This window comes from Amycolatopsis speibonae (assembly GCF_042647925.1).
Lineage (GTDB): Bacteria > Actinomycetota > Actinomycetes > Mycobacteriales > Pseudonocardiaceae > Amycolatopsis > Amycolatopsis speibonae.
Map to the genome: position 1 here is coordinate 14,000 of NZ_JBHRWK010000022.1, position 24,205 is coordinate 38,204.

Sequence of the window (24,205 nt, forward strand, 5' to 3'; positions counted from 1 at the left end):
GAAGGGGAGAACGTGATGCGTGCTGTCGGGGCCGCGGAGGTCGCGCCGACGACCTACGCGTGGCAGATCAAAGCGGAGGGACTGAAGATCCGGGTCGGTAAACGTAAGTTCGCCGTGAACGGGCTCGATCTGGAACTGGGCACGGGGGTGCACGGTCTGCTCGGCCCGAACGGGGCAGGGAAGACCACGCTGATCCGGGCACTGGCGACGGTGCTCCGGCCGGCGGAGGGAGGGCTGTCGCTGCTCGGTGAATCCGTCGGGGGGTTCACCGATCAGCGCCGCCTGCGCCGTCGTATCGGCTACCTGCCGCAGAATTTCGGCTTCTACAAGCGCTTCACCGTTCGCGAGTTCGTCGAGTACATCGCGTGGCTCAAGGAAATGTCCAAAGAGGACATCCCGGGAGCGGTGCAGCGTTCGATCGAACGGGTCGGCCTCGCCGATCGCGCCGACGACAAGATGAAGACGCTCTCCGGCGGCATGGTGCGGCGGGTCGGGATCGCGCAGGCGATCGTGAACGATCCGGACGTCCTCCTGCTGGACGAGCCGACCGCCGGACTCGACCCGGCGCAGCGCGTGCGGTTCCGGGAGCTCATGCAGGAAATGGGGCGTGACGCCTGCGTCGTGGTCTCGACGCACCTGGTCGAGGACGTCGCCACCGCGTGCACTGATGTCGTGCTGTTCGAAAACGGCAAGCTCGTCTTCCAAGGGACTCCGGACGAAATGGCCGCCGCCGGGACCGCCGAGTACGTCGGCGACAGCCCGATCGAACGCGGCTATTCGGCACTCCTCGGGCACGAACAGGGGAGGGGGAACTGGTGAACACGCGGATTCTGCGGATCGAACTCCGCCGCACCATCGCCCCTTGGGCCACTCTCGCGATCCTGGTCATCGCGTTCGGATTCCTGTATTCGTTCTCCGGCCCGTGGACGAAGACACCGTTCGCCTGGGACGAGCAATGGGTCCACGCCGCGGCGTGGAGCCGGTTCCTGCTGGTGTTCCTGTGGCCGATCGCGATCGGCGCCGGCGCTATCCAGGGCATGCGGGACAGCCGGTCCGGCACGGCCGAACTCATGACCACCATGCCGCGTCCCGGCTGGCAGCGGGCCGCGAAACTCGCCGGCGCACTGGGCGGCCTGCTGGTGCTGGGCTATCTGCTGATCTTCGCCGTCGGCGCCGTCCAGGCCGTCTTCAGCGGCGGGTTCTTCACCTTCGGCTGGCTGCCGATCGTCGTGGTCGGCGTGCTCGCGATGCTCGCGGGCGCCTGGATCGGGCTCGGGATCGGCCGGTTGCTGCCGCATCCGCTGACCGCGCCGGCTGTGGCCGTCGCCGCTTTCGTGACCGCGATCGTGTTACAGATCGCCGGGTCGGGAGGCAGCATCCTGATGGATGCCGCCCTGGCCCGGGTCTCGTTGCTTTCCCCGGCGTTGGACGTCGCCAACGATCCGTTCGTCACCACCGCCAGCCGGATGGATCTCGGGCAGGGAGCCTGGCTCGCCGGACTGGCCGCGACCGGGTTCCTCTTGCTGGCTGCACATTCCAAGCGGGCGAAGGCACTCGCCGTCGTCCCCGCGCTGGTGGCGGTCGCGATCGCGGTGCCGGTTCTGCCCGCGACCATGGCCGAAGCCAAGGTCGTCGACAAAAGCGCGACCGAGATGGTCTGCGATGGCGCGGTCTGCGTTCCCCGCGTGCTCGAGGCCGAACTCCCGCGTCTCGCCGGGCCTGGCAAGGAAGCGTTGCGGCTACTGGGAACGCTGCCGGACGCGCCGGTCAAGGTCACGGTACTGGACAGGCGGGTGGACTTCGACAAGGTGCCGCCGCGTGCCGCCGACACCGTCTCCGTCGACCTGCTGGACTGGTCCATCCGTTCGAGCATGAATTCGGACGACGTGACGCGGATACTGGTGGCCGGTGCCGGGACACCGACCTGTTATTCGCTCCACGGCACCTCGGACTTCTTGGACGAACTCGCCGCGCGGTCGATCTCGTCGAGCTGGTTCCTCGGTGAGTGGAAGATGCTCGAAGGTGCGTGGCTGACCGACGAGAAGAAGACCGAGCTCATCCGGAAGTGGGAGATCTTCCGTGCCCTGCCGCCCGACGTGCAGCGCGACCGGATCATCGCGCAGCGGAAGGCGGGCCTGACCTGCCAAGGCAAGCAACTCGACGTCCTACTCGGCGGTGCCCGATGAGATGGGCGGTGCTGTACGCCCGCTCACGTGCCATGCCGGCGTCGTTCGCGGCGCTGGTGGTGAGCATGGCGGTGATCTGGTTCCTGGCGCGGGACCGCTGGTCGGAGATCCCGGTTTCCCTGGCGCTCTTGGTGGCGGTCGCGGTGACCGCCATCGGCCTCGGCGGGCAGGACGTCGATCTCGATCGGACCGCCGCGATCCGGTGGGCGCCCCGGCGCGGCCTGCATCTCCTGTTGATCGGCGGCCTCGCCATCGGTGCCGTGCTCCTGCCGCGATTGTGGGAAGTGGAGCGGGTCCCGATGGAGATCATCGTGCGGAACGCGGGCGGGCTGCTCGGTCTCGTCGGGATCGCCGCGGTGCTGTTCGGCGGGGCCTTCGGATGGACGTTGCCGCTGCTCGTGTTCGTCGTCTCGTTCGTGGTCTGGGCCACCACGTCGGGCACGGACACCACGCACCTGGTGATCACCTGGCTCCTTCAGCCCGCCGACGTGGCCGAGGCCACGTGGACCGCGGTGGTGCTCGCCGTGGCCGGCTTCGGGACCTACATGGTCTTCGGCAACCGCCGCTGACCCTGTCGCGACGAAAGGGGCGTTCCCGGTGAATCGGGAACGCCCCTTTCCCTGTCAGACGTTCCGGTTGTGCGGAACGAGATCGAGCGGGTCGTGGTCCGGGTCGTCGACGCCGAGGCTGATGATCCGCGAGGGATGGATCCGGATCACCGCGCCGTCGAAATGACCGTCGGCCGTGCGGGCGCCGGTCAGCGCCTCGGCCCGGCCGCGGATCTCGAGGCAGCGGATCCTCGGCGGGTCGTACGACGGCATGTCGTCCACCACGAACGCGGCCTGCCCGTTGGCGGCCACGTTCCGGAACTTCTTGCTCTTCGCCAGTTCGTAGCCACTGATGTCGATCGTCTTGGTCTCGGTGTTGTAGGCGTAGCCGACCGGGCTGACCTGCAGCGTCCCGTCCGGCTGTGCCGTCGCGAGCCGCCCGAGTCCTTGGTCGGCGAGGTAGTCGAGTTCCGCTTCACTGAACATGGAACCCAGTGTGCGACCTCCACTTAACTGGAGGTCAAGAGAAGGGCGGGCAGGCTGCTTCTCTCAAGGCGACGCGCTGGACGAGCGCGTTCGCCCGCGCGGACAAGGTGGTCATGAAGGGGCGGTGATCCTCGCGTGTCTCGAACGGTTCTTTGCGCGTTTTTCTTGGATGAAGCCAAGATCGTCATGCGCGCAGCGGATGCCTTGCGAGCAGGGGTGGCACCCGCGCGATTGAAGCGCGTTTCGTAACGGTGTGGTGTCGACTGTATCGCCTTAGGCCACTTGGGCGATGAGAACGATGATCTATTCGGTGGCGAGAAGGGGAACGGCTGTGGCGAACAAGGACGCTGCTCCGAAGCCGCAGGGTACGGCGGTTGATCGAGCGGTACGGCTCTTCCAGTTCCTCGCGCGGAGTCAGCAGCTCAAGTCGAACTCGCCGCGCACCACCGACAGGTACGACTCGGTGCAGTGGTTCTGGCAATTGCCGGAGCATCCTGCCATCCGGTCCGCGCATCGCGAGGAAGCGCCGGAGCCGGGAGAGGTCTTGCTCTCGGTCGAGAGGGTCGCACACCACGAACCGCCCGAGCCGGATACGGAGCTGAAGTCCTGGCTGGACGGCGAGTGGGACGATCCGAGCACTCAGCCGGGGCTGCACGAGTCGATCGGTGAAGGAGACCAGCGCGTCTCGCTCGAGAATGTGCCCGATATCCGCGATGCCCACGTTGAATGGGTGGCTCGGTGGTCGGAGTGGGCCGAACTCGAACAGGCCGATCAGCCTGCCCGGGACGTCTACAACGACTTGTTCTCCGCCTACGTCACCGCGGCCGCGCATACCGAGGAACTCGAACTGGTCATCGGTGTCGGCTGTTTGTCGTGGTCGCCGCCTGGCCATTACGTCGTCCGGCGGCATCTCGCCACGGTGCCCGCGACGATCCACTTCGACGACGGCACGGGCCGGTTGACCCTCCAGCAGGCGGAGACGGCGGACGGCTTGAACATCGAGCTGGACATGCTCGATCCTGGTCGTGTCGCCAATCCTCAGCATGTCGTGCAGATCAGGAACGAAGGACGTGAGGTCACCGCCGCGGTCCTGGACCGCGAGATCGTGGGTGGCGTGTTGCGACGTCTCGTGCACGCCCTCGATGGCGATGCCGCATACCTCGACGAGGACGACGCGCAGAAGCCCGGCGCCCATGCGGTGGCGGCGTTCGCGCCAGCCGTGATCCTGCGCAGACGTTCGAGCCAGGGGATCGTCGACATCCTTGATTCGGTCGCCGCGCAGATCGACGAGTCCGGTGTCGTCCCGGATGGGCTGCTCCCGCTCGTCGATCCGGACCATCGGCCCGCGGCGGAGCGCTCACCCGAACCAGGCGCTCTGGTCGAGGTCGACGATGAGCCCTTCTTGCCTCTCCCGGTCAACGACCGTCAACTGCGTGTCCTCGCGCAAGTCGACTCGAAGGCCCAAACTCTTGTTCAGGGCCCGCCCGGGACCGGCAAGACGCACACCGTCGCAGCTCTGCTATCCCACCTTCTCGCACAGGGAAAGCGGGTTCTCGTCACCGCGCACACCGACCGTGCGCTGAAGGAAGTACGGGCGAAACTGCCTGAAGCCATCGCGCCGCTGGCTGTCTCGGTCGTCGGATCCTCGCGGTCGGACCTGGCAGATCTCAAGGTCGCGGTGGAACGAATCAGCCACATGGCCAGTGAGTACGACGCTGATGGGGCGCGACGGGCCATCGACGATCATCTTGGCGCTATCGAGGACCTGCGGTTGCGCCGCGCCGGGTTGTACCGGCGGTTGATCGACGCGCGTGGCGGACAAGTGACGGAGCATGAGATCTGCGGCTACCGCGGCACGCTTGCCGGCATCGCGCAACGCGTGGAGGCAGAGCGGACGCGTTTCGGTTGGCTGGAGGGCTTGGTCGACGCGATCGGGGTCGTTCCGTCCCCGATCGCCGCGAGTGACCTTGCCGAATGGCATCGAAGTGTCGTGGACGACGCGCTGAACGCCGACGAGTCGGAGGCACAGCTCAAATTGCCGCGTCTCGCTGATGTGCCCACACCTGAAGCGTTCTTCGCGCTCGTGGCTGCCGAACAACAAGCCATCGCGGTGGAAGAGGGACACGGAAGCCTTACTCAGCACACTGCTTTCGACGCTGTCCGCCGCCTCGATCAGTCCACGCGAACCGTGCTCCGCGAGCGGCTCAATGGGTTCGCGCGAGAAGCCGAAGACCTTTCGAGGCGGCGCGAAGAGTGGATGAACGACGCGCTTTCCGACGTGCTCGTCGGCCGCGCGAACCACTGGCGGTCGCGCTGGAACCAGATCGCCCAGCTCATCGGGCGCGTCGGTCCCCTCGTCGACCGCCTCGGCCCGGTCACCGAGGTACGGGTCGGTCCTGCCGACATGGGCGTACTCGTCGCCCTGGCCGGGACACTCCGTACACATGTCGGCACTGGCGGGAAGCTCAAGACCAATCCGGACGGTTCACCCAAGACCGGAGCACTCGCACCCAAGGCCGTCAAACAGGCACTGCCGTTGTTCCAGGCAGTCCGGGTGAACGGCCTTCCGCCGACCACGGCAGACCAGCTCGACGTGTTCCTTGTCTGGGCCGAAGCCAGCAGAACGCTGGACGCACTGGACCGGGCGTGGCCCGAGTCGGTGCGTATTCCTGCTGAAGACACGCTGGGCGAGCGGCTTCAATGGCACGTGACCGAGCTGGAGCAGCTGCGTCGAGTCTTGGCTCTGGGTGAAGCCCTCGAAGCAGAGGAGCGAGGTTTGGCGGGGCGCGGCCTCCCGCGTCCGAACTGGACCGACCTCGACGCTGTGCAGACCTACGCCCGGCTCGTCGACGCCGCGGCGGCTTCCGACGCACGCACCGCCGCGACGGTGCCGTTGCTGGACGTCGTCCGGGCTATCGCGGAGGTAGCACGGTGGGCGGACGCGGCACCTTGTGTGAAGCACTTGATGCAGGCAGTCGAGGAACGCGACCACGAGTCCTACGCGGCCGCTCACCGGAGGATGGTGCGTCTGACCGACGTCGCGGGGCTGGCGCGCCGACGTGACGAGATCGCGGCGGCCCTCACTCACCTGCTGCCGCGTCTTCAAGAGGCGGTGTCGGCGCATTCACGTGACCCCGCCTGGTCGGAGCGGCTGGCCGATTGGGACTCCGCGTGGTCGTGGAACATGGTGCTGAAGTGGCTCTTGGCGCGGAAAGCCGAGGACGTCAATTCGCTTCAGGCCGAGGTTCTGAACGTCGAGAAGCAGGTCCGCGGCCGGGTCGAACGGTTGGCTGCCGAGCGGGCCTGGGGGCACGCTGTGTCCCCGGACCGGTTGTCCGGTAAGGCGCGCGCCGACCTGCTTCAATACGCCCAGCTGGTCAAGCTGCTCGGTAAGGGCACCGGTGTGTACGCGAACCAGCGCCGGGCAGACATCAAGGCGGCGATGGATCGTTGCCGCCCTGCCGTCCCGGTTTGGATCATGCCCGTCTATCGGATCGCCGAGCAGTTCCGCATCCAGCCGGACATGTTCGACGTCGTCGTGGTGGACGAGGCTTCGCAGGCAGGACTGGAGGCGACGTTCCTCCAGTACCTCGCACCCAAGATCGTGGTCATCGGCGACGACAGGCAGGTATCGCCCACAGCTGTGGGCGTCGACCAACAGCAGCTGCGTCACCTGGCTGACCAGTACCTGTGGGACAACCCGTATCGGGCTACTTGGCAGGAGCCGAAGAGTAGCCTCTTCGACGAAGCGAAGAAGCGCTTCGAAGGCATGACGACACTTGTCGAACACCGGCGCTGTGTGCCGGAGATCATCGGCTTCTCGAACCGGATCGCGTACGAGCCGGACGGTATCCGGCTCGTCCCCGTACGCCAATACGGTGCGGATCGTCTTGAACCGATCAAACCGGTCTTCCTTGAGAACGGTTATGAACGTGGGGTGACCGACAAGATCAACCCCGTCGAGACGGACGCCATCGTCCAGCAGATCGAGAAATGCATCGCCGATCCGCGGTACGACGGGATGACGTTCGGCGTCGTGTCGCTGCTCGGTCGCGCCCAGGCGAAGAGGATCGAGAAGCGCTTGCTGGAGCGCATCCCGCCCGAAGAGTGGAAGGCACGTGAGCTGCGGTGCGGCGATTCGGCCGACTTCCAGGGTTCCGAGCGCGACGTGATGTTCCTGTCCATGGTCAAAGCCGCGGAACCAGGTAAACGGATCGCGTCGCTCACACAGGACATGTACGTCCAGCGCTTCAACGTCGCGGCGTCCCGTGCCAAGGACCAGATGTGGGTCTTCCACTCCCTGCGTCTGTCCGATCTCGGCAATCCCGAGGACATGCGCTTCCAGTTGCTGGACTACTGCTATGCGTTGTCAGGGCGTGCCAACGACGTGGATGGCGCCAGGCGTTCGATCGTCCCCGACGACGAGCGGGTGAAACCCTTTGACTCGCTGTTCGAGCAGCGCGTGTTCAATCGGATCGTCGACCGTGGGTACAGCGTCATCCCGCAGTTCCCGGCTGATGGCTATCGAATCGACCTGGTGGTCATAGGCGCCAAGGCCCGATTGGCGGTCGAATGTGATGGTGACGCCTGGCACGGACCAGAGGCATACGGCCGTGATCTCGCCCGGCAGCGTGACCTCGAGCGATGCGATTGGCGGTTCTTCCGTATTCGCGAGTCGGAGTTCTACGTGGATCGACCGGCGGTCCTGGCCCGGCTGTGGGACGTGTTGCACGGGTTGGACATTCATCCCTCCGGTTGGACTTCGGATGGCGACGATCCGTCCGCCGAGGTGCCGCGACAGCCGGCGGAGAACGTCGAGCCCGCACCGATGACGGTCGCACTTGAAGCGGTGGTGCCGCAACCGGTCCTGACCGAACCGGTTGTTCCGCAACAGACCTCGCACGCTCCGCTGGTGGAAACCGTTGTCCTGCCGGAACTCGCAACGGCAGTTGAGGACCCGGAGGCGTCCGGGGCGGTGGTTTTGGAGTATGAAGAAGAGTTGCCGCCAGTGACTGCCGACGAGCAGGTGGTGCGCGCGGAAGCGTCCATCCTTGCCGGGTACAGCCAGTTCAGTGGAGTCGCTGTCCAGGTCGGCACAGCGTCCAAACGGGAGCTGGTGGATGGCTTGGTGCGGATCGTCGAGGCCGAAGGGCCTGTGCTGGGCAGTCGGCTGCACACCGCCTATGTCCGCGCGTCGGGAGCTGTCAGGGTCACAAAGCTGGTCGCAGGTGAGTTGAACAAGGCGATCTCACAGGCGGTGAGACAGGGACAGCTGGTCGAAGACAACCCACTCGGCCAGAGCGGGATCAAACCGCGTACCTACCGGCTTCCTGACCAGCCCGAGGTGATGACTCGCCACCTGGGCCCGCGTTCTTTCGAGGACGTTCCTCCGAGCGAACTGGCGACGTTGCTCGACCACATCACAGTCAGGGACGGCGACAAGGGACAGGAAGCGTTGCAACGTGCGGTCTTGGAACTGCTCGGTTTGAAACGGCTCACCGACAACGTCAAGAACCGCTTCGCCGAGGTTTGGACTCTCCGGTCTTGAGGTGACTTGGTGGCTGGCTCCGTTTGTGTACCAGCCACCAACACCTCGCGCGCTTAACTGGAGGTCAAGAGAACAGGCCCTCGCCCCAGAAACCGCCTTCGCGCACGCCCGGAGGCACGGCGAAATGGGCGGATCCGGTGTGCTGCAGGTACTCCATCATCGCGTCCTTCGACGACAGCGCCTGCTGCATCGGCACGAACTGCTTGCGCGTGTCCCGGTTGAACGCGAGGAAGAACAGCCCCGCTTCGAGGTGCCCGACCCCGTCGGATCCGTCGACGAAGTTGTAGCCGCGGCGCAGGATCCGCGCCCCGTTCAGGTTCTCGTGCGACGCCAGCCGGACGTGGGAGTCCTCCGGGATCAGCTTCTCGCCACCGGCGCCACCGACCTGGAAATCGGGGGCGTCGAATTCGGCGGACTGTCCCAGCGGCGCGCCCGCGCCCTTCGACCTGCCGACGATCCCTTCCTGGCCCTTCAACGATTCCCGGTCCCAGGTCTCGATGTGCATCCGGATCCGCCTGGCCACCAGGTACGACCCGCCCGCCATCCACGGCTGCCCGTCTTCGGCCGTCGCCCACACCTGGTCGCGCAGGACGTCGGTCTCCTCGGACTTGATGTTGCGCGTCCCGTCCTTGAATCCGAACAGGTTCCGCGGTGTGGACTGCGCCCGTGACGTCGACGAACTGCGGCCGAACCCGAGCTGCGACCAGCGCACCGCGGTGACGCCGAAGCCCAGGCGTACCAAGTTCCGGATCGCGTGCACCGCGACCTGGGGGTCGTCCGCGCACGCCTGGATACAGATGTCGCCGCCACCGCGGGCCGGGTCGAGTTTGTCGGCAGGGAACAGGGGGAGATCGATCAGCGCGGCGGGGCGTTTCGAAGCGAGCCCGAACCGGTCGTCGAACAGCGAGGGGCCGAAACCGATGGTCAGCGTCAGTGACGACGCCGCCAGGTCGAGCGCCTCACCGGTGTCGCTCGGCGGGGCGGCGGGGGCGCCACCGACGGCGCCGCCCGTCCCGACCTCCTGGCCCGTGGTCATCCGCCGGGCGGCGTCCGTCCACGTGCGCAGCAGTTTGACCAGCTTTTCGCGATCCTTCGTCGTCACGTCCAGCGCGACGAAGTGCAGGTTCTCCTGCACCGGCGTCACGATCCCGGCCTGGTGCTCGCCGTGGAACCCGACGACGCTCTGCGCCGCCTGCGCCGGGCTGTCCCCGCCGAGGAGCCGGTTCGCGCCGATTCCGGCGGCGGCGCCGGTTCCGACCAGGGCGGCACCCGCTCCCGCCATGCCGAACAGCTTCCGGCGGGAGACCGAGGTGCGCTCCGCCCCGGTCATTGCGCCGCGACCTCGGCGACCTTGCTCAGCGGTTCGCTCAGCGCGTCCACCGCCGACGCGAATTCCTTGATCTGGTCCTGGCTCAGCGCGGTGTACGGCTTGAAGCCGTCCCCTTCGCGCTGCTTGTCCAGCAGGGCCTGCACGCTGCCGAACTCCTTGTCCAAAGTGGACACGAGTGCCGGGTCCTTCGCCTGCAGCAGCGGGCGCAGCGAGGCGATCGCGGCCTTCGAACCGTCGAGGTTGCCCTGGAAGTCTGAGAGGTCGGTGTGCGAGAACGCCTCTTCCTCACCGGTGATCTTGCCGGTGGCGATCTCGTCGAGCAGTTCCTTGGCGCCGTTGGCCAGGTCGAGCGCGTTCAGCTCGATCGCCGCGGACTTGGTGACCAGTTCCTTGACGTCGGCGAGCAGCTGGTCGGCGATCTGGCCCGCGTCGGCCTGGAGCCCGGTCACCCAGAGGTCCTTCTCCAGCCGGTGGAACCCGGTGAACTTCTGGCCCGGTTCGAGGTCGGCCTCACGTGCGTCGATCTTCGGGTCGAGGTCGCCGAACTTCTCGGCCACCGGCTCGACGCGCTCGAAGTAGACGCGCGTGCGGGCGTACGCGGCCTTCGCCTCGTCGACCTTGCCCGCCTTCACCAGCGCGACGAACTTGGTGGTCTCCTCGTCGAGCGCCTTGGTGTTGTTCGCGACGTACTCCGCGTAGCTCTTGACCGACTGCGCCTTCTGCGAGTTCGGGTCGTTCTGCTTCGCACCGCCGCCGGTGACGGTGAAGTCGCCCCGGATGCCGCCGCCGGTCATCCCCGGCTTGCACGCGGTCTGGTACTTGCCCGCCTCCGCGACCTCGACGATGAGCCGCCGGTTCAGCCCCGGCGCGATGTTCTCGACCTCGCCCATGATCCGGTCGCCCTCGGCGTAGAGGTAGAACTCGGTGACCTTGCTGCCCTTGTTTGTGATCTCGAAGGTCACGTTGCCCGCGTTCGCGGTGTTCACCGAGACAGCGCAGGCACTGTCGGAGGCTTCGACCTTGATCGGGCCGCCTGCCGCGGCGGGCGTTTCCCCGCCACCACCGCAGGCGGTGAGCACCAGGGCGCCGGCGCCGGCGAACGCGGCGAGCGGGAATCGACGAGACACGGGGGTTACTCCTTGATCGCGGCCGCGGCGGGTGCCGCCACGGCCTTCTTGGGCCTGAGGAACAGCGGCAGCACGATCGCCACGTACGCGACCCACGCGACGGCCTGCAGGACTGTCGTCTGCTGCGAATAGTTGAAGATCCCCTTGAGCAGCGCGCCGTACCAGCTGGTCTCCGGGAGGACGGCCGACGCGTCGAAAGCGAGCGTGTTCAAACCGGGCAGGAAGGCGGCCTCCTGCAGGTCGTGCAGGCCGTAGCCGAGTACGCCCGCCGCCACGAACACCAGCAGGACACCGGTGATCGTGAAGAACTTGCCGAGGTCGAACCGGACGGCGCCGCGGTAGATCAGGTACGCCAGCACGACCGCGACGAGAATGCCCGCGGTGAACCCGATCAGCGGCTCGCTCGTCCCGCCCTGCGCGGTCTGCACGGTGGAATAGAAGAACACCGCCGTCTCCAGGCCTTCGCGGCCGACGGCGAAGAACGAAAGAACGAGGACCGCGACAGGGCCCACGTCGAGCGCTTCGTCGAGCTTCCCGCGCAGTTCCGCGGCGATCGTCCTCGACGCTTTGCGCATCCAGAAAATCATCGCCGTCACGAATCCGACCGCGACGATCGACAGTGTGCCGCCGAGCAGTTCCTGCTGCTCGAAGGTCAGCTGCGCGGTGGAGTAGGTGAGGATCGCGCCGACCCCGACAGACAGCAGGACGGCGACGCTCACCCCGAGCCACACCCAGCGAAGCGCGTGCCGTCGTCCGGTCTTGACCAGGAACGCGACCAGGATGCTGACGACGAGGGCCGCTTCCAAGCCTTCACGTAGGCCGATGAGCGCACTCGCGAACCACACGTCGTTCTCCCTGGTCGTGCCGACTGAACCTCCTGGTTTTAGGTAAGGCTTCCCTGAAAGTCCAGGGGGAGTGACGCGGTCTGAAAATGGACGAAACGTTCGAAGAGGTCTTGATCGGACGGGGGGCTCGTAAGCTTCCCCAGGTCAGCGCGTCCTGGGTAAGGCATATAACGAATCGGCCGCCGAGGACCGGTCGCCGATTCGCTTTACCGTCAGTTGGCTTCGTAAGCCGAATGGGTCATCGCCCGGAAGAGTGGCGAAGTAACCTGACCGGGTGGCCGAAACCGCCCAGAGCACCGAAGCCCCGGAGCACCCTGCCCGTCCTCTGCCGCCGTACGTCCCCAGGCTCGCTTTCGCGGGCGGGCTCGTGCTTGCGGGCGTGGTACTGATCTTGACTGTCGGGGTGAGCCGGCCGGAGGGGTCGGAGCCGCCTCCGCCGCCGCCACAGCCCCAGCCCGCGCTCACGGTTCCCGACCAGAAGCCGCGGCCGGGGGCGGCGACGCCGCGAGCCGGGCTCGCCGCGCCGCCCGACCGGCCCACCGTTTCCGACGCGGCCGAACTCGAGATCTGGGCGAAACGAGTGGCAGGGAAGACCAAGCTCTCCGCCACCGACCTGTCCGCTTACGGCCGGGCGGAGATGTGGCTTCGGCGGCAGAAGCCGGGTTGTCACCTCTCGTGGGCGACCCTCGCCGGAATTTCCCATGTCGAAGCGGCGCAGGGGAGGCCCGGCCCGATCACGCTCGCGCCCGACATCTGGGCCAAGCATTCCGCCCGCGCCAGAAGCGACGGGAAGCAGCCGGATCCGAAGGACCTCGACGACGCCGCCTTCACCACCGCCCGCTACCTGTGCGCCGCCGGCGACGACGTCGCCACCCCGGAAGGCTGGTGGAAGTCGATGCGGACGTTCGACCCCGCCGTTCCGTACACGCAGGAAGTCTTCAGCGCGGCCGACGCCTACGCGGACGCCAGCGTCGCGCCCTGATCCTCGAGTACCAGATCGAAATTGAGCACGGTCGCCATCCGGTAGGCGTCGCCCGCCGCGACGACCAGCTGCGCCATCGGATCGACGACGTTCCCCGCCGCCCAGACGCCGTCCACGTTCGTCCGGCCCTGCGCGTCCACCTCGATCGCACCGCTCTCGGTGCGCGCGCACCCGATCTGGGCGAGAAGCCTGTCGTGCGGGACGAACTTCGGGCCGACGAACACGACATCGCGTTCGACGAAGTCGCCGTCGACCAGCCGGACGCCGGTCAGCCGGTCGTTTTCGACGGCGAGTTCGGACACCTTCCCGTCGACGATCCGGATGTCCAGCCCGGTCAGCTTCGCCCTGTCCTCGGCGGAGATCTGCTGTGTGTGCGTGAAGAAGGTCAAATCCTTGCTCCACTGCCAGACGATCAGTGCCTGGTGGATCGCCTTGTCGGAGGTGGCGAGCACGCCGAAACGCTGATCTCGCACTTCCCAGCCGTGGCAGTACGGGCAGTGCAGCACGTCGGTGCCGAAGCGCTCCGCGACGCCGGGGATGTCCGGCAGCTCGTCGGCCAGCCCGGTGGTCACGACGATCCGGCGCCCGCTGACGACCCGGCCGCTCGCCAGCTCCACCGCCTTGTCGTGCCGTAGCCGGTGGACGACGTCGTCGATGATCTCCACGCCGTAACCGCGGACTTCGTCGCGACCTATCGCCAGTAACTCTTTGGGTGGAATTCCGTCCCTGGTCAGGAAACCGTGCGCGTGCGCGGCGGGGGCGTTGCGCGGGGTGCCTCCGTCGACCACGACCACCTTGCGCCGCGCCCTGCCCAGCACCAACGCCGCGCTAAGGCCCGCGACACCACCACCGATGATCACCACGTCATATTCGTCGTCCATGCTCCCGAGCATCCGTACTTGTTCGAAATCTGGCAAAGTTCATTGCCGATTTGGCAAACTGGAGGCATGGAGGACATCGAACGGCGGCTCGCCGAGGTCGGCCCGAAACTCAAGCAGCTTCGCAAGGAGCGCGGCACCACCCTTTCCGCTCTTTCGGAGGCGACGGGGATCTCGGCCAGCACGCTCTCGCGGCTCGAATCGGGCACCCGGAAGGCCACCCTGGAGCTGCTGCTCACGTTGTCGGCGGCGCATCAGGTCCCGCTCGACGAACTGGTCGGCGAACCCGAGCCGTCCGATCCGCGGGTCCGGATGAAACCGCAGAAGTTCGGCCGGTTCACCGCCTGGTCGCTGACCGCGCAGCCGGGCCAGCCGCAGGCCTTCAAGCTGCTGATCCCGGTGGAGGACATCGAACCGGTGCAGCGGACGCACGAGGGATACGAGTGGATGTACGTCCTCAGCGGACGGTTGCGGGCGGTGCTCGGCGACCGCGACTTCACGATGGGTCCCGGCGAAGCCGCGGAATTCGACACGCGGGTGCCGCACTGGTTCGGGAGCGCGGGACCGGGGCCGGTGGAACTGCTGGTGCTGTTCGGCAAGCAGGGCGAGCGCGCCCACCTGCGGGCCAGGTCCAAATGAGAGCAAAGGTCCCTTGCTCCCGCCGCGACCGCGCTCAGGTCAGTCGCGCAACGCGATCCGCGCGCTGACCTCGCTGATCGCTTCCAGATACTCCGGGATCGGGTGCATCGCCGACGCGATCCGCATCTGCGCGAGCGCCTCGGTCAACCGGCCGAGGCGCTGGAGGGTCCGCCCGAGCACGAACCGTGCGTAGTGATCGGTCGGATCCAGTTCCAGCACCCGGGTGAAGGCCCGTTCGGCCCGCCGCAACTGTGCGGAGTGGAAGTACGCGCGGCCTGCCAGCAACTGAACGCTCGGTTTGTCGGTTTCTTCCTCCAGCAGGGGCTCGAGGGCTTTGAGGGCGTCGAGCGGCCTGCGGCTTTCGACCAGCGCCTCCGCCTGTCGGAAGGCGCGGAACCGAGACTCACCGGACGAGTCCTGACCGGGTTCTGGGGCGGGTTCGGCATCCATCATGGTCCGCTCCACGATACGCCGGGGCAGGGCCGATCTCGACTGCTGAAACGGTCATGGTGGACTGTCCTGCCATGAGCAGTACCGAAGCGGATAGGCCCGAAAGCGAGCCCGGCTACCTCGGGCTCGCGCCGTACCTCTACTACGCCGACGCGACCGAGGCGGTCGCGTGGCTGGTCAGAGTGTTCGGGTTCACCGAAGAGGTGCGCTTCGCCGATGGCTCGGGCGAGGTGTTCCAGGCCACGCTGTGCGCCGGCCCGGCCAAGATCCAGCTGGCCGGGGTCGGGCCCGAGTACTGGCAGGCCAAGGGGGTCGACGGCCCGGTCGGGCAGCTGAACATCGTCTACGTCGCCGACGCCGACGCGCAATACGAGCGGGTCCGCGCCGCACTGGGCGAAGACGCCGACCTCGACGCGCCCCAGGACCAGCCCTACGGCGCCCGCGTGTTCACCGTGTCCGACATCGGCGGCAACAGCTGGACTTTCTGGCAGCAGTTCTCCGACACCGTCGAGCTTCCGTCGGGCTGGCGTGAAGTTCGCGCAGGTGAACCAGTCGAGGAGTAAGTCCGCTTAAAGCTCGATGTGGCGCGTGCCTCCAACGGGTGAACGGCGCCGACGGCTAGGCTGGGCCCCGTCACCGCAGGCACGACCCACATGAGGAGCATGGCGTGGCGCTCATCGAGCAGGTAGGCGCTCGCGAGATTCTGGACTCGCGAGGCAACCCGACGGTCGAAGTGGAGGTGGCTCTCGACGACGGCACGCTGGCGCGGGCCGCGGTCCCCTCGGGTGCGTCCACCGGCGAACACGAAGCCGTCGAGCTGCGTGACGGCGACACTGGCCGGTACAACGGCAAGGGTGTCGAGCGCGCGGTCGCGGCCGTCCTGGACGAGATCGGCCCGGACCTGGTCGGCACCGAAGCCGTCGACCAGCGCATCGTCGACCAGAAGCTGGTCGACCTCGACGGCACCCCGGCGAAGTCCCGCCTCGGCGCGAACGCCATCCTCGGCGTTTCGCTCGCCGTCGCGAAGGCCGCCGCGGAGTCGGCCGAGCTGGAGCTGTTCCGCTACCTCGGCGGGCCGAACGCGCACGTGCTGCCGGTGCCGATGCTGAACATCCTCAACGGTGGCGCGCACGCCGACACCGATGTGGACATCCAGGAATTCATGATCGCGCCGATCGGCGCCGAGTCGTTCCGCGAGGCCCTGCGCTGGGGCACCGAGGTCTACCACTCGCTGAAGTCGGTCCTGAAGGGCCGCGGCCTGTCCACCGGCCTCGGCGACGAAGGCGGCTTCGCGCCCAGCCTGAAGAACAACCGCGAAGCGCTCGACCTGATCCTTCAGGCGATCGAGAAGGCCGGGTACGCCCCGGGCCGCGACGTCGCGCTCGCGCTCGACGTCGCGGCGACGGAGTTCTTCTCCGACGGCGCGTACACCTTCGAAGGTGCGAAGAAGAGCGCAGAGCAGATGTCGGCCTACTACGCCGAACTGCTGCGCGACTACCCGCTCGTGTCCATCGAGGACCCGCTGAGCGAGGACGACTGGGACGGCTGGGTCCAGCTGACCGCCGAGGTCGGCGAGAAGGTCCAGATCGTCGGCGACGACCTGTTCGTCACCAACCCGGACCGCCTCGAAGAGGGCATCACCCGCCGCGCCGCCAACGCGCTGCTGGTGAAGGTCAACCAGATCGGCACGCTGTCGGAGACCCTCGACGCGATCTCGCTGGCCACCTCGTACGGCTACAAGTCGATGATGAGCCACCGGTCCGGCGAGACCGAGGACACCTTCATCGCGGACCTGGCCGTCGCGACCGGTGTCGGGCAGATCAAGACCGGCGCCCCGGCCCGCGGCGAGCGGATCGCCAAGTACAACCAGCTGCTCCGCATCGAGGAGACCCTCGCCGACGCGGCGCGCTACGCCGGCGACCTCGCGTTCCCGCGGTTCAGCGCCGAGGGGTAACCAGCCATGGCAGACCGGGGGAAGGCGCGGACCCGTCGTAGCGGGCGTGCGGACGGCGGTGGCTCCAGCAGGGGCCGCCGGCCGGAGAGTGCCCGCCGCACGACGACGACGGAGGTCCGCGCCCGAACCCGGCTGCGCCGCAGCCTGGCGGCGAAAAGGGCATCGGGTGCCGCGAAGGTGCTCGGCATGTCCACCACCCGCCGGGCCGCGGTGGTGGCGATCGTGGTGTGCGCGCTCGCGTTCACCATCGCCGTCCCGCTGCGCACGTACCTCAGCCAGAAGTCCGAGGTGAACGAACAGCAGCAGTTGCAGTCCGAACTGCAGCGGACCGTCGCCCAGCTGGAAGGCCGCAAGGGCGAGCTGAGCGACCCCGCGCAGATCGAGGCCGAGGCTCGTAAGCGCTTCGGTTTCGTGAAGCCCGGCGAGACGCCGTACATCGTGCAGCTCCCCGAGGACAAGGCGCCGGAACAGGGAGAGCCGCAAGGCCAGCAGCCGGTGCCCGCGGGCTCCTGGTACGAGAAGCTGTGGGATCAGGTCGCGGGCGGCTGAAGCACTCCCTTTAGCCTTAGGGACGTGAACAGCACGGAAAAGTCTTCATACGAGCCTGTGACCGACGCCGACCGCGAGATCATCGCGGAACAGCTCGGCCGGGCGCCCCGTGCGCTGCGCGCCGTCGCCGCGCGCTGCCCGAGCGGCCACCCGTCGGTCGTGCAGACCAGCCCCCGCCTCGACGACGGCACCCCCTTCCCGACGCTCTACTACTTGACCTGCCCGAAGCTGACTTCGATGGTCGGCACGCTCGAGGCGTCCGGGCTGATGAAGGAGATGACCGACAGGCTCGCGGAGGACCCCGAGCTGGCGGCCACCTACCAGCGGACCCACGAGAGCTACCTTGCCGAACGCGACGCCATCGACTCGCTCGGCCACGAGGTCAGCGCCGGCGGGATGCCCGGCCGCGTCAAATGCCTGCACGTCCACCTGGCGCACACGCTCGCCGTCGGCCCCGGGGTGAACCCGTTCGGGGACGAAACCCTCGCGCTGCTCAAGGCCACCGGATGGCCGTCGGGCGACTGCCAGGGGTAACACCGGCGCCCGGTGCACAGATAGTTCCTCCAGGTGGGTTAATTCACCCTTCGTCGACCAACTGGTCCTCCCCTATGGGGTGAAACCGGTCACCGTATGCGGCAGGCTGTGCACGGTCGAGGGTTTGTCGGGGTGGGAAGTACCGGATCGCCGAGTCGCGGTCCGCCGGGAGGGTTCTGAGGTATGCGCGTGAGGCACGTGCCAGGCGCGGTGAACGGTCATGTCCGGAGACTCTGTCTCCGGCACCGCACGATCGCCGCGGTGACCGGAGGTGTCCTCGCCATCGTCCCGGCCGGTGCCGCGGTCGTCGGTGCCGGCAGCTGGGCCGCGACGGCGAGCACGGTCCATACCGGCAACGTCGCCCTCGTCGGCGGCTATGACCCGAAGAACCCGCTCGTCCAGCAGATCGGCGTCGACGGCAGCCTGCCGAACGCGCCGACCCCGCTCCCGCTCCCCGCGGACGAACTCCCCAACGGTCCGCTCGGCATCCCGGTCACCGCCCTCGCCGCGTACCGCAAAGCCGCCGACATCCTCATCGCCGAACAGCCCGGCTGTCACATCGACTGGGCGCTGATCGCGAGCATCGGCCGGATCGAGTCCAACCACGCGCGCGGCGGTTTCGTCGACGCGAACGGCAACACCCTCGAACCGATCCTCGGCCCGCAGCTCAACGGCGCCGGACCGTTCGCGGCCATCCCGGACACCGACGGCGGCAAGTACGACGGCGACACGGTCTGGGACCGCGCCGTCGGCCCGACGCAGTTTATCCCGTCGACCTGGGCCCGCTACGCCTCCGACGGCAACGGCGACGGTGAGTCGAACCCGAACAACATCTTCGACGCGGCGCTCGGCACCGGCCGCTACCTGTGCTCCGGCGGGCTCGATCTGTCCAAACCGGACCAGTTGCGCGCGGCCGTGTTCCGCTACAACAATTCCGACACCTACGTGAACACCGTGCTGATCTGGGCCGAGGCCTACCGCACGGGGGTCATGCCGACGCCGGACAGCCGGGTGCCCATCGGTGCCCCGAACGCCGCCGCCGCGCCGCCGCCCGCCTCGGTGCCGCCGCCCCCGGTGCCGCCGACGCCGCCCGGTTCGGTGACACCGCCGCCGTCGAGTTCGCTGCCGCCGAGCAATTCGGGTTCGTCCTCGTCGAAACCGTCGACGAGCAGCTCGAAGCCGGCGTGCCCCACGGTCACCGTGACGGAGACGCAACCGACCACCTCGAGCACGAGCCCGACGACCACGACTCCGCCGCCGACGACCTGTTCCTCGCCGACGACGACCACGACGACCACGACGGTGACCTCGACGAGCAACAGCACCAAACCCACCTGATCGGCATTGACTAGGCTGAACACATGCCTCGTGTTGCCGCGATCGACTGTGGGACCAACTCCATCCGCTTGCTCGTCGCCGAGCTGACCCCCCGTCACGACGGGACGGTCGACCTGCGCGACCTGCATCGCGAGATGCGGATCGTCCGCCTCGGTCAGGGTGTGGACGCCACCGGCAGGTTGGCCCCCGAGGCGCTCGATCGCACCCGCGCGGCGCTGGCCGACTACACGATCGCCGCGCGCCGCAAGGGCGTGGAAAAGGTCCGCATGGTCGCGACGTCGGCGACTCGCGACGCGAGCAACCGCGACGAGTTCTTCGCGATGACGCGTGAAGTGCTCGGTACCGAGGCCGAAGTCATCAGCGGCGACGAAGAGGCGCGGCTGTCCTTCACCGGCGCCGTCGGTGAGCAGGATCCCGATGACGGCCCCTTCGTGGTGGTGGACGTCGGCGGCGGCTCGACCGAACTCGTGGTCGGTACCTGGGACGGCCGTCAGGCCGAGGTCATCGCGGCCAAGTCGGTCGACATCGGCTGCGTGCGGATCACCGAACGCGCGTTGAAGTCCGACCCGCCGACAGCGGGCGAGATCGCCGAAGCCCGCGAGCTGGCCGCCAAGGTGCTCACCGAGGCCTTCGACGTCGTGGACGTGTCGACCGCCAAGACGTGGATCGGTGTCGCCGGGACGGTCACGACCCTGACGGCCGTGGCACAGGGGCTGTCCGAGTACGACTCCGAGCGAACCCACCTCTCGAAGCTCTCCCACGCCGAAATCGACCGCGTCGCGCAGTCGCTCCTCACAGCCGACCACGCGACCCGCGCCGCGAACCCGGTGATCCACCCCGGGCGGGTCGACGTGATCGGCGGCGGCTCGGTGATCGTGCAGGTCCTGGCGGAGCAGTTCGCCACGCGCGGTGGTCCTGACGAATTGGTGATCTCCGAGCACGACATCCTCGACGGGATCGCGCTGTCACTGGCTTGACAGCCGGGTTTCTCTTACGTGAAGCCATTTCTTTCGGTGATCAAGTGGTGACCTCCAGTCCGGATTAGCCCGTTCGGACCAGCCCCGTTCCTACCAACGTTGTGCTCTAACCGGGTGGTCCGGGACACCGTCACCCATTTGCAACACCAACGCACTGTGATCGGCTTCACCTGTCCCATAGCGTCGTCTCACCTTCTGGGCGGTGGGGCGCGACCAGCGCTCGCCGGACTATCCGACGACGAGAGTTGGAGGGGACATGCGGGCTTCACGCGGGTTCTGGGGAGCGACGGCGGTGGTGGCCACGGCGGCCCTGCTGCTGACGGCCTGTGGGGGTGGTGGGTCCAAGGACGACAAGGGATCCGGCGCCGCCGACGCCAACGCGTCCGTTTCGGTCTACGGCACCGAGCCGGAGAACACGCTGATTCCCGCCAACACCAACGAACTCGGTGGGTCCAAGGCGCTCAAGCCGGTCTTCTCGGCGCTGGTCGGCTACAAATCCGACACCGCCGAGCCGTACAACCTGATGGCCGAATCGATCACCACGACCGATTCGAAGGTCTTCGACATCAAGCTCAAAAAGGGCTGGAAGTTCCACGACGGGACCGAGGTCAAGGCCAAGAACTTCGTCGACGCGTGGAACTACAGCGCGAACGGCAAGAACGGCATGCAGAACGCGTCGTTCTTCGAGCAGATCCAGGGCTACGACGAGATCAGCGCCAAAGAGCCGACGGTCAAGGAGATGTCCGGGCTCAAGGTCGTGAACGACTACGAGTTCCAGGTCACCCTCAAGGGCCCGTTCTCGGTGTTCGCCACCAAGATCGGTTACCTCGCCTTCGCGCCGCTGCCGGACAAGTTCTTCGCCGACCCGGAGGGGTTCGCCAAGGCCCCGATCGGGAACGGACCGCTGAAGTTCGTTTCGCGCACGCCCAACCAGAACATGAAGCTCACGCGCTTCGACGAGTACCAGGGCGAGGACAAGGTCAAGTTCAAGGACCTGGAAGTCCGCATCTACACCAGCCAGGAGACCGCGTACCAGGATCTGCTGAGCAACCGTCTCGACTTCATGGAGGCGCTCCCGCCTTCGGCGAAGGCCGGCGGGAAGTACAAGGCCGACCTCGGTGAGCGTCTGGTCGAAGGAAACCTGCTCGGCATCAGCGCGCTCGCCATCCCTTACTACGTCCCGGGTTACGACAACCTGGACCTGCGCAAGGCGATCTCGATGGCCATCGACCGCGAGCAGATCGTCAAGACCGTCATGAACGACACCTACTCGCCCGCCGACGGCTATGTTTCGCGCGGTATCGAGGGGTACCGGCCGGGCGTCTGCGAGTTCTGCAAGTTCGATCCGGTGAAGGCCAAGGAGCTCTTCGCGAAGTCCGGTTATACCGGCAAGCTGACCATCGCCTCGAACGCCGACGGTGGCCGCAAGGAACCGCTGGTCGCGGCGTGCAACAGCATCAAGAACGCGCTCGGCGTCGAATGCGACTTCGTCCCGGCGACCGACTTCGGCCAGTGGCGCAGCATCGTCAACAACCGCCAGCTGACCGGCATGGGCCGCTCCGACTGGTCGGCCGACTACCCGTCGATCGAGAACTACCTGAACCCGCGCTACAAGAGCACCGGTTCGTCGAACGACTCGACGTACAAGAGCCCGGCCGTCGACGCGCTGCTGAACCAGGCGGACCAGACCGCCGACAAGACGGCGGCGATCAAGCTGTACCAGCAGGCGGAGGACCTGATCGCGAAGGACCTGCCGCAGATCCCCGTCTGGGAAGAGAAGGGTGTCGGCGGCAAGTCGAACCGGCTGAAGGTCGCGAAGCTCGACTTCGGTCGTCTCGCGGACTACTCGTCCATCGAGGTCGCGGCGAAGTAATCGCGTGGTCCGGCGGGCCGGGTGCGCATCGCGCCCGGCCCGCCGGAACCCCGGCTCCCACCACGCGATCCCCAGGACGGCACGCCCATGCCCCAATACATCCTTCGACGCCTCCTTCAACTCATCCCGGTCTTCTTCGGCACCACGTTCCTCATCTACGCCCTGGTGTGGGCGGTGCCCGGTGACCCGTTCGCCGGCAAATGCGGTCAGGTCGCCTGCCCGCCCGCCTACATCGAGATGATGACCGACAAGTTCAACCTCGACGATTCGATCTTCGTCCAGTACTTCAAGTACCTCGGCAACCTGTTCACCGGCGACTGGGGCGAGACCTTCAACGGTGTCTCGGTCGGCGAGCTGATCGGGAACGCCTATCCGGTGACCGTCCGGCTCGCCCTCATCGCGGTGGCCATCGAAGCGATCATCGGCCTGTCCGCCGGCATCCTGACCGGCCTGCGCGGCAAGGGTTTCCTCGACAACCTCGTGCTGATGTCCACCACGTTCCTGATCTCGATCCCGGTGTTCGTCACCGCGATCGTGCTCCAGATCGTCCTCGGTTCGGAACTGGGCATCATCGACGCGAGTGTGTCCGAGGACGCCACGATCGGCGAACTGATCGTGCCCGGAATCGCGCTCGGTAGTCTGTCCATGGCCTACATCGCCCGATTGACCAGAACGAGCATCGCCGAGAACCGGCACGCCGACTACGTCCGCACGGCCGTCGCGAAAGGACAGCCGCGCAGCCGGGTCGTCGGAGTGCACCTGCTCCGGAACTCGGTGATCCCGGTGCTGACCTTCATCGGCACCGACATCGGCGCGCTCATGGGCGGGGCCATCGTCACCGAAGGCGTGTTCAACATCAACGGCATCGGCGGGCTCATCTTCCGCGGTATCCAGAACCGGGAGGGCGCCACCGTCACCGGCGTCGTCGTTCTGCTGGTGGTGGTCTACCTGCTGGTGAGTCTCGTCGTCGACCTGCTCTACGCCGTTCTCGACCCGAGGATCCGTTATGACTGACCCCAACGTGGCCGGCGGCGTCTCCTCCGTGGACGTCGCGAGCGCCGGAGTCGCCGACGATTCCGCGGTGGCGCACAAACCGCGCAGTCTCGGCGGCGACGCCTGGCGAATGCTGCGCAAGCGGCCGTCGTTCCTCATTTCCGCCGCCATCATCGCGCTCGTCGTGCTCATCGCGATCGCGCCCGACCTGTTCAGTTCCCGGCCCGCCGGGTTCAGCGATCTGCTCCACGCCAACGAAGGACCGTCCGCGGACGCCTGGTTCGGTTACGACAACCAGGGTTACGACGTCTACGCGCGGACCATCCACGGCGCGCGGGCATCGCTGCTGGTCGGCGTCTTCGCGACGGTGCTGACGATTTTGATCGGCTCGGTGGTCGGGATCGTCGCCGGGTACTACGGCCGTCTCATCGACAGCCTGTTCTCGCGGGTGGGCGACATCTTCGCGGCGCTGCCGTTCGTGCTCGGCGCGATCGTCATCCTGACCACGTTCAACGCCCCCGGCTCGAACCCCGGCGCGGTCACCATCATCGTCCAGGTGGTCGTCTCGATCGCCGCGCTGAGCTGGCCGGTGGCGATGCGCATCATGCGCTCGGCGACGCTGGTGGCCAAGCAACTCGACTACGTCAAGGCCGCGCGCGGCCTCGGCGCGAGCACACCGCGCATCGTGTTCCGGCATCTGCTGCCCAACACGGTCGCGCCGGTGCTGGTCTACGGGACCATCGCGCTCGGCGCGTTCATCGGCGCGGAGGCGACGCTGGCCTACCTCGGGGTCGGCGTGCGACCGCCGGTCGTTTCGTGGGGCGTGATGATCAGCGACGCGCGGGACTACTTCCGGGTGAACCCGCACATGCTGTTGTTCCCGGCCGGGTTCGTCACCATCACCGTGCTCGCGTTCGTCATGCTCGGTGACGGGATCCGCGACGCGCTCGACCCGAAGGCCCGGTGAT

21 protein-coding genes are annotated in these 24,205 nt (G+C 67.3%); 15 read left to right on the forward strand and 6 right to left on the reverse strand.

Features of this window, described 5'->3' with window-relative positions; translation table 11 throughout:
- The first annotated feature begins 15 nt into the window (after positions 1-15).
- The 3 genes from ACFOSH_RS16000 to ACFOSH_RS16010 are packed head-to-tail and all read left to right on the forward strand — an operon-like array spanning position 16 to position 2,755.
- The gene (locus tag ACFOSH_RS16000) at positions 16-819 is read left to right on the forward strand and encodes an ABC transporter ATP-binding protein (RefSeq protein ID WP_378239682.1); all 804 of its coding nucleotides are present in this window, start codon (positions 16-18) and stop codon (positions 817-819) included.
- Entirely contained in the window at positions 816-2,186 is a 1,371-nt protein-coding gene (locus tag ACFOSH_RS16005; protein WP_378239683.1) for a hypothetical protein, read from the forward strand. Before ACFOSH_RS16000 ends, ACFOSH_RS16005 begins: the two co-directional genes overlap by 4 nt.
- Entirely contained in the window at positions 2,183-2,755 is a 573-nt protein-coding gene (locus tag ACFOSH_RS16010) for a hypothetical protein (protein ID WP_378239684.1), read from the forward strand. Before ACFOSH_RS16005 ends, ACFOSH_RS16010 begins: the two co-directional genes overlap by 4 nt.
- A gap of 54 nt (positions 2,756-2,809) precedes the next feature.
- Here ACFOSH_RS16010 and ACFOSH_RS16015 read toward each other — a convergent pair whose 3' ends face one another.
- Positions 2,810-3,220: a PPOX class F420-dependent oxidoreductase gene (locus ACFOSH_RS16015; protein WP_378239685.1), complete on the reverse strand. Its 411-nt coding sequence runs from the start codon at positions 3,218-3,220 to the stop codon at positions 2,810-2,812.
- A 331-nt stretch (positions 3,221-3,551) separates the two neighbouring features.
- Here ACFOSH_RS16015 and ACFOSH_RS16020 point away from each other — a divergent pair, with 331 nt between their 5' ends.
- Positions 3,552-8,768 carry an AAA domain-containing protein gene (locus ACFOSH_RS16020; RefSeq protein WP_378239686.1) on the forward strand — a complete coding sequence of 1,739 codons (5,217 nt, stop codon included), beginning with the start codon at positions 3,552-3,554 and terminating at the stop codon, positions 8,766-8,768.
- A 64-nt stretch (positions 8,769-8,832) separates the two neighbouring features.
- Here the strand turns inward: ACFOSH_RS16020 and efeB are convergent, their stop codons facing one another.
- Genes efeB through efeU form a run of 3 tightly spaced genes read right to left on the reverse strand, consistent with a single transcriptional unit; the run spans position 8,833 to position 12,070 of the window.
- On the reverse strand, positions 8,833-10,098 hold the full coding sequence (efeB, locus tag ACFOSH_RS16025) for an iron uptake transporter deferrochelatase/peroxidase subunit (protein ID WP_378239688.1): 1,266 nt from the start codon (positions 10,096-10,098) through the stop codon (positions 8,833-8,835).
- A complete protein-coding gene (efeO, locus tag ACFOSH_RS16030; RefSeq protein WP_378239689.1) occupies positions 10,095-11,225 on the reverse strand; it encodes an iron uptake system protein EfeO in 1,131 nt (376 codons plus the stop codon). The genes efeB and efeO overlap by 4 nt, the downstream gene beginning before the upstream one ends.
- 5 nt (positions 11,226-11,230) lie before the next feature.
- Positions 11,231-12,070: an iron uptake transporter permease EfeU gene (efeU, locus tag ACFOSH_RS16035; protein ID WP_378239691.1), complete on the reverse strand. Its 840-nt coding sequence runs from the start codon at positions 12,068-12,070 to the stop codon at positions 11,231-11,233.
- A 274-nt stretch (positions 12,071-12,344) separates the two neighbouring features.
- Here efeU and ACFOSH_RS16040 point away from each other — a divergent pair, with 274 nt between their 5' ends.
- On the forward strand, positions 12,345-13,052 hold the full coding sequence (locus tag ACFOSH_RS16040) for a murein transglycosylase (protein ID WP_378239692.1): 708 nt from the start codon (positions 12,345-12,347) through the stop codon (positions 13,050-13,052).
- On the opposite strand, the gene ACFOSH_RS16045 is transcribed toward ACFOSH_RS16040, so the two are convergent.
- The gene (locus ACFOSH_RS16045; RefSeq protein WP_378239693.1) at positions 13,025-13,945 is read right to left on the reverse strand and encodes an NAD(P)/FAD-dependent oxidoreductase; all 921 of its coding nucleotides are present in this window, start codon (positions 13,943-13,945) and stop codon (positions 13,025-13,027) included. The genes ACFOSH_RS16040 and ACFOSH_RS16045 overlap by 28 nt on opposite strands.
- Positions 13,946-13,999: 54 nt before the next feature.
- On the opposite strand from ACFOSH_RS16045, the gene ACFOSH_RS16050 reads away from it, so the two are divergent.
- Positions 14,000-14,569 (forward strand): helix-turn-helix domain-containing protein, encoded by a 570-nt coding sequence (locus ACFOSH_RS16050; RefSeq protein ID WP_378239694.1) that lies wholly within the window; start codon positions 14,000-14,002, stop codon positions 14,567-14,569.
- A 39-nt stretch (positions 14,570-14,608) separates the two neighbouring features.
- On the opposite strand, the gene ACFOSH_RS16055 is transcribed toward ACFOSH_RS16050, so the two are convergent.
- A complete protein-coding gene (locus ACFOSH_RS16055) occupies positions 14,609-15,022 on the reverse strand; it encodes a tetratricopeptide repeat protein (protein WP_005155777.1) in 414 nt (137 codons plus the stop codon).
- A gap of 71 nt (positions 15,023-15,093) precedes the next feature.
- Between ACFOSH_RS16055 and ACFOSH_RS16060 the strand changes: the two genes are divergently transcribed.
- The 9 genes from ACFOSH_RS16060 (at position 15,094) to ACFOSH_RS16100 (ending at position 24,204) form a co-directional block, all read left to right on the forward strand.
- Positions 15,094-15,582 (forward strand): VOC family protein, encoded by a 489-nt coding sequence (locus ACFOSH_RS16060; RefSeq protein ID WP_378239696.1) that lies wholly within the window; start codon positions 15,094-15,096, stop codon positions 15,580-15,582.
- Between the two features lie 104 nt (positions 15,583-15,686).
- Positions 15,687-16,973: a phosphopyruvate hydratase gene (gene eno, locus ACFOSH_RS16065; protein WP_005155779.1), complete on the forward strand. Its 1,287-nt coding sequence runs from the start codon at positions 15,687-15,689 to the stop codon at positions 16,971-16,973.
- Between the two features lie 186 nt (positions 16,974-17,159).
- Positions 17,160-17,522 carry an FtsB family cell division protein gene (locus ACFOSH_RS16070; protein ID WP_378239962.1) on the forward strand — a complete coding sequence of 121 codons (363 nt, stop codon included), beginning with the start codon at positions 17,160-17,162 and terminating at the stop codon, positions 17,520-17,522.
- Positions 17,523-17,579: 57 nt separating this feature from the next.
- On the forward strand, positions 17,580-18,056 hold the full coding sequence (locus tag ACFOSH_RS16075; RefSeq protein WP_378239963.1) for a DUF501 domain-containing protein: 477 nt from the start codon (positions 17,580-17,582) through the stop codon (positions 18,054-18,056).
- 183 nt (positions 18,057-18,239) lie between these two features.
- The gene (locus ACFOSH_RS16080) at positions 18,240-19,394 is read left to right on the forward strand and encodes a lytic transglycosylase domain-containing protein (RefSeq protein ID WP_378239697.1); all 1,155 of its coding nucleotides are present in this window, start codon (positions 18,240-18,242) and stop codon (positions 19,392-19,394) included.
- A 23-nt stretch (positions 19,395-19,417) separates the two neighbouring features.
- Positions 19,418-20,371 (forward strand): Ppx/GppA phosphatase family protein, encoded by a 954-nt coding sequence (locus tag ACFOSH_RS16085; protein WP_378239698.1) that lies wholly within the window; start codon positions 19,418-19,420, stop codon positions 20,369-20,371.
- Positions 20,372-20,627: 256 nt separating this feature from the next.
- On the forward strand, positions 20,628-22,244 hold the full coding sequence (locus ACFOSH_RS16090; RefSeq protein WP_378239699.1) for a peptide ABC transporter substrate-binding protein: 1,617 nt from the start codon (positions 20,628-20,630) through the stop codon (positions 22,242-22,244).
- An 87-nt stretch (positions 22,245-22,331) separates the two neighbouring features.
- Positions 22,332-23,258, forward strand: a complete 927-nt coding sequence (locus tag ACFOSH_RS16095) for an ABC transporter permease (RefSeq protein WP_378239700.1) — start codon at positions 22,332-22,334, stop codon at positions 23,256-23,258.
- Positions 23,251-24,204 carry an ABC transporter permease gene (locus tag ACFOSH_RS16100; protein WP_378239701.1) on the forward strand — a complete coding sequence of 318 codons (954 nt, stop codon included), beginning with the start codon at positions 23,251-23,253 and terminating at the stop codon, positions 24,202-24,204. The genes ACFOSH_RS16095 and ACFOSH_RS16100 overlap by 8 nt, the downstream gene beginning before the upstream one ends.
- Position 24,205 lies beyond the last annotated feature (1 nt).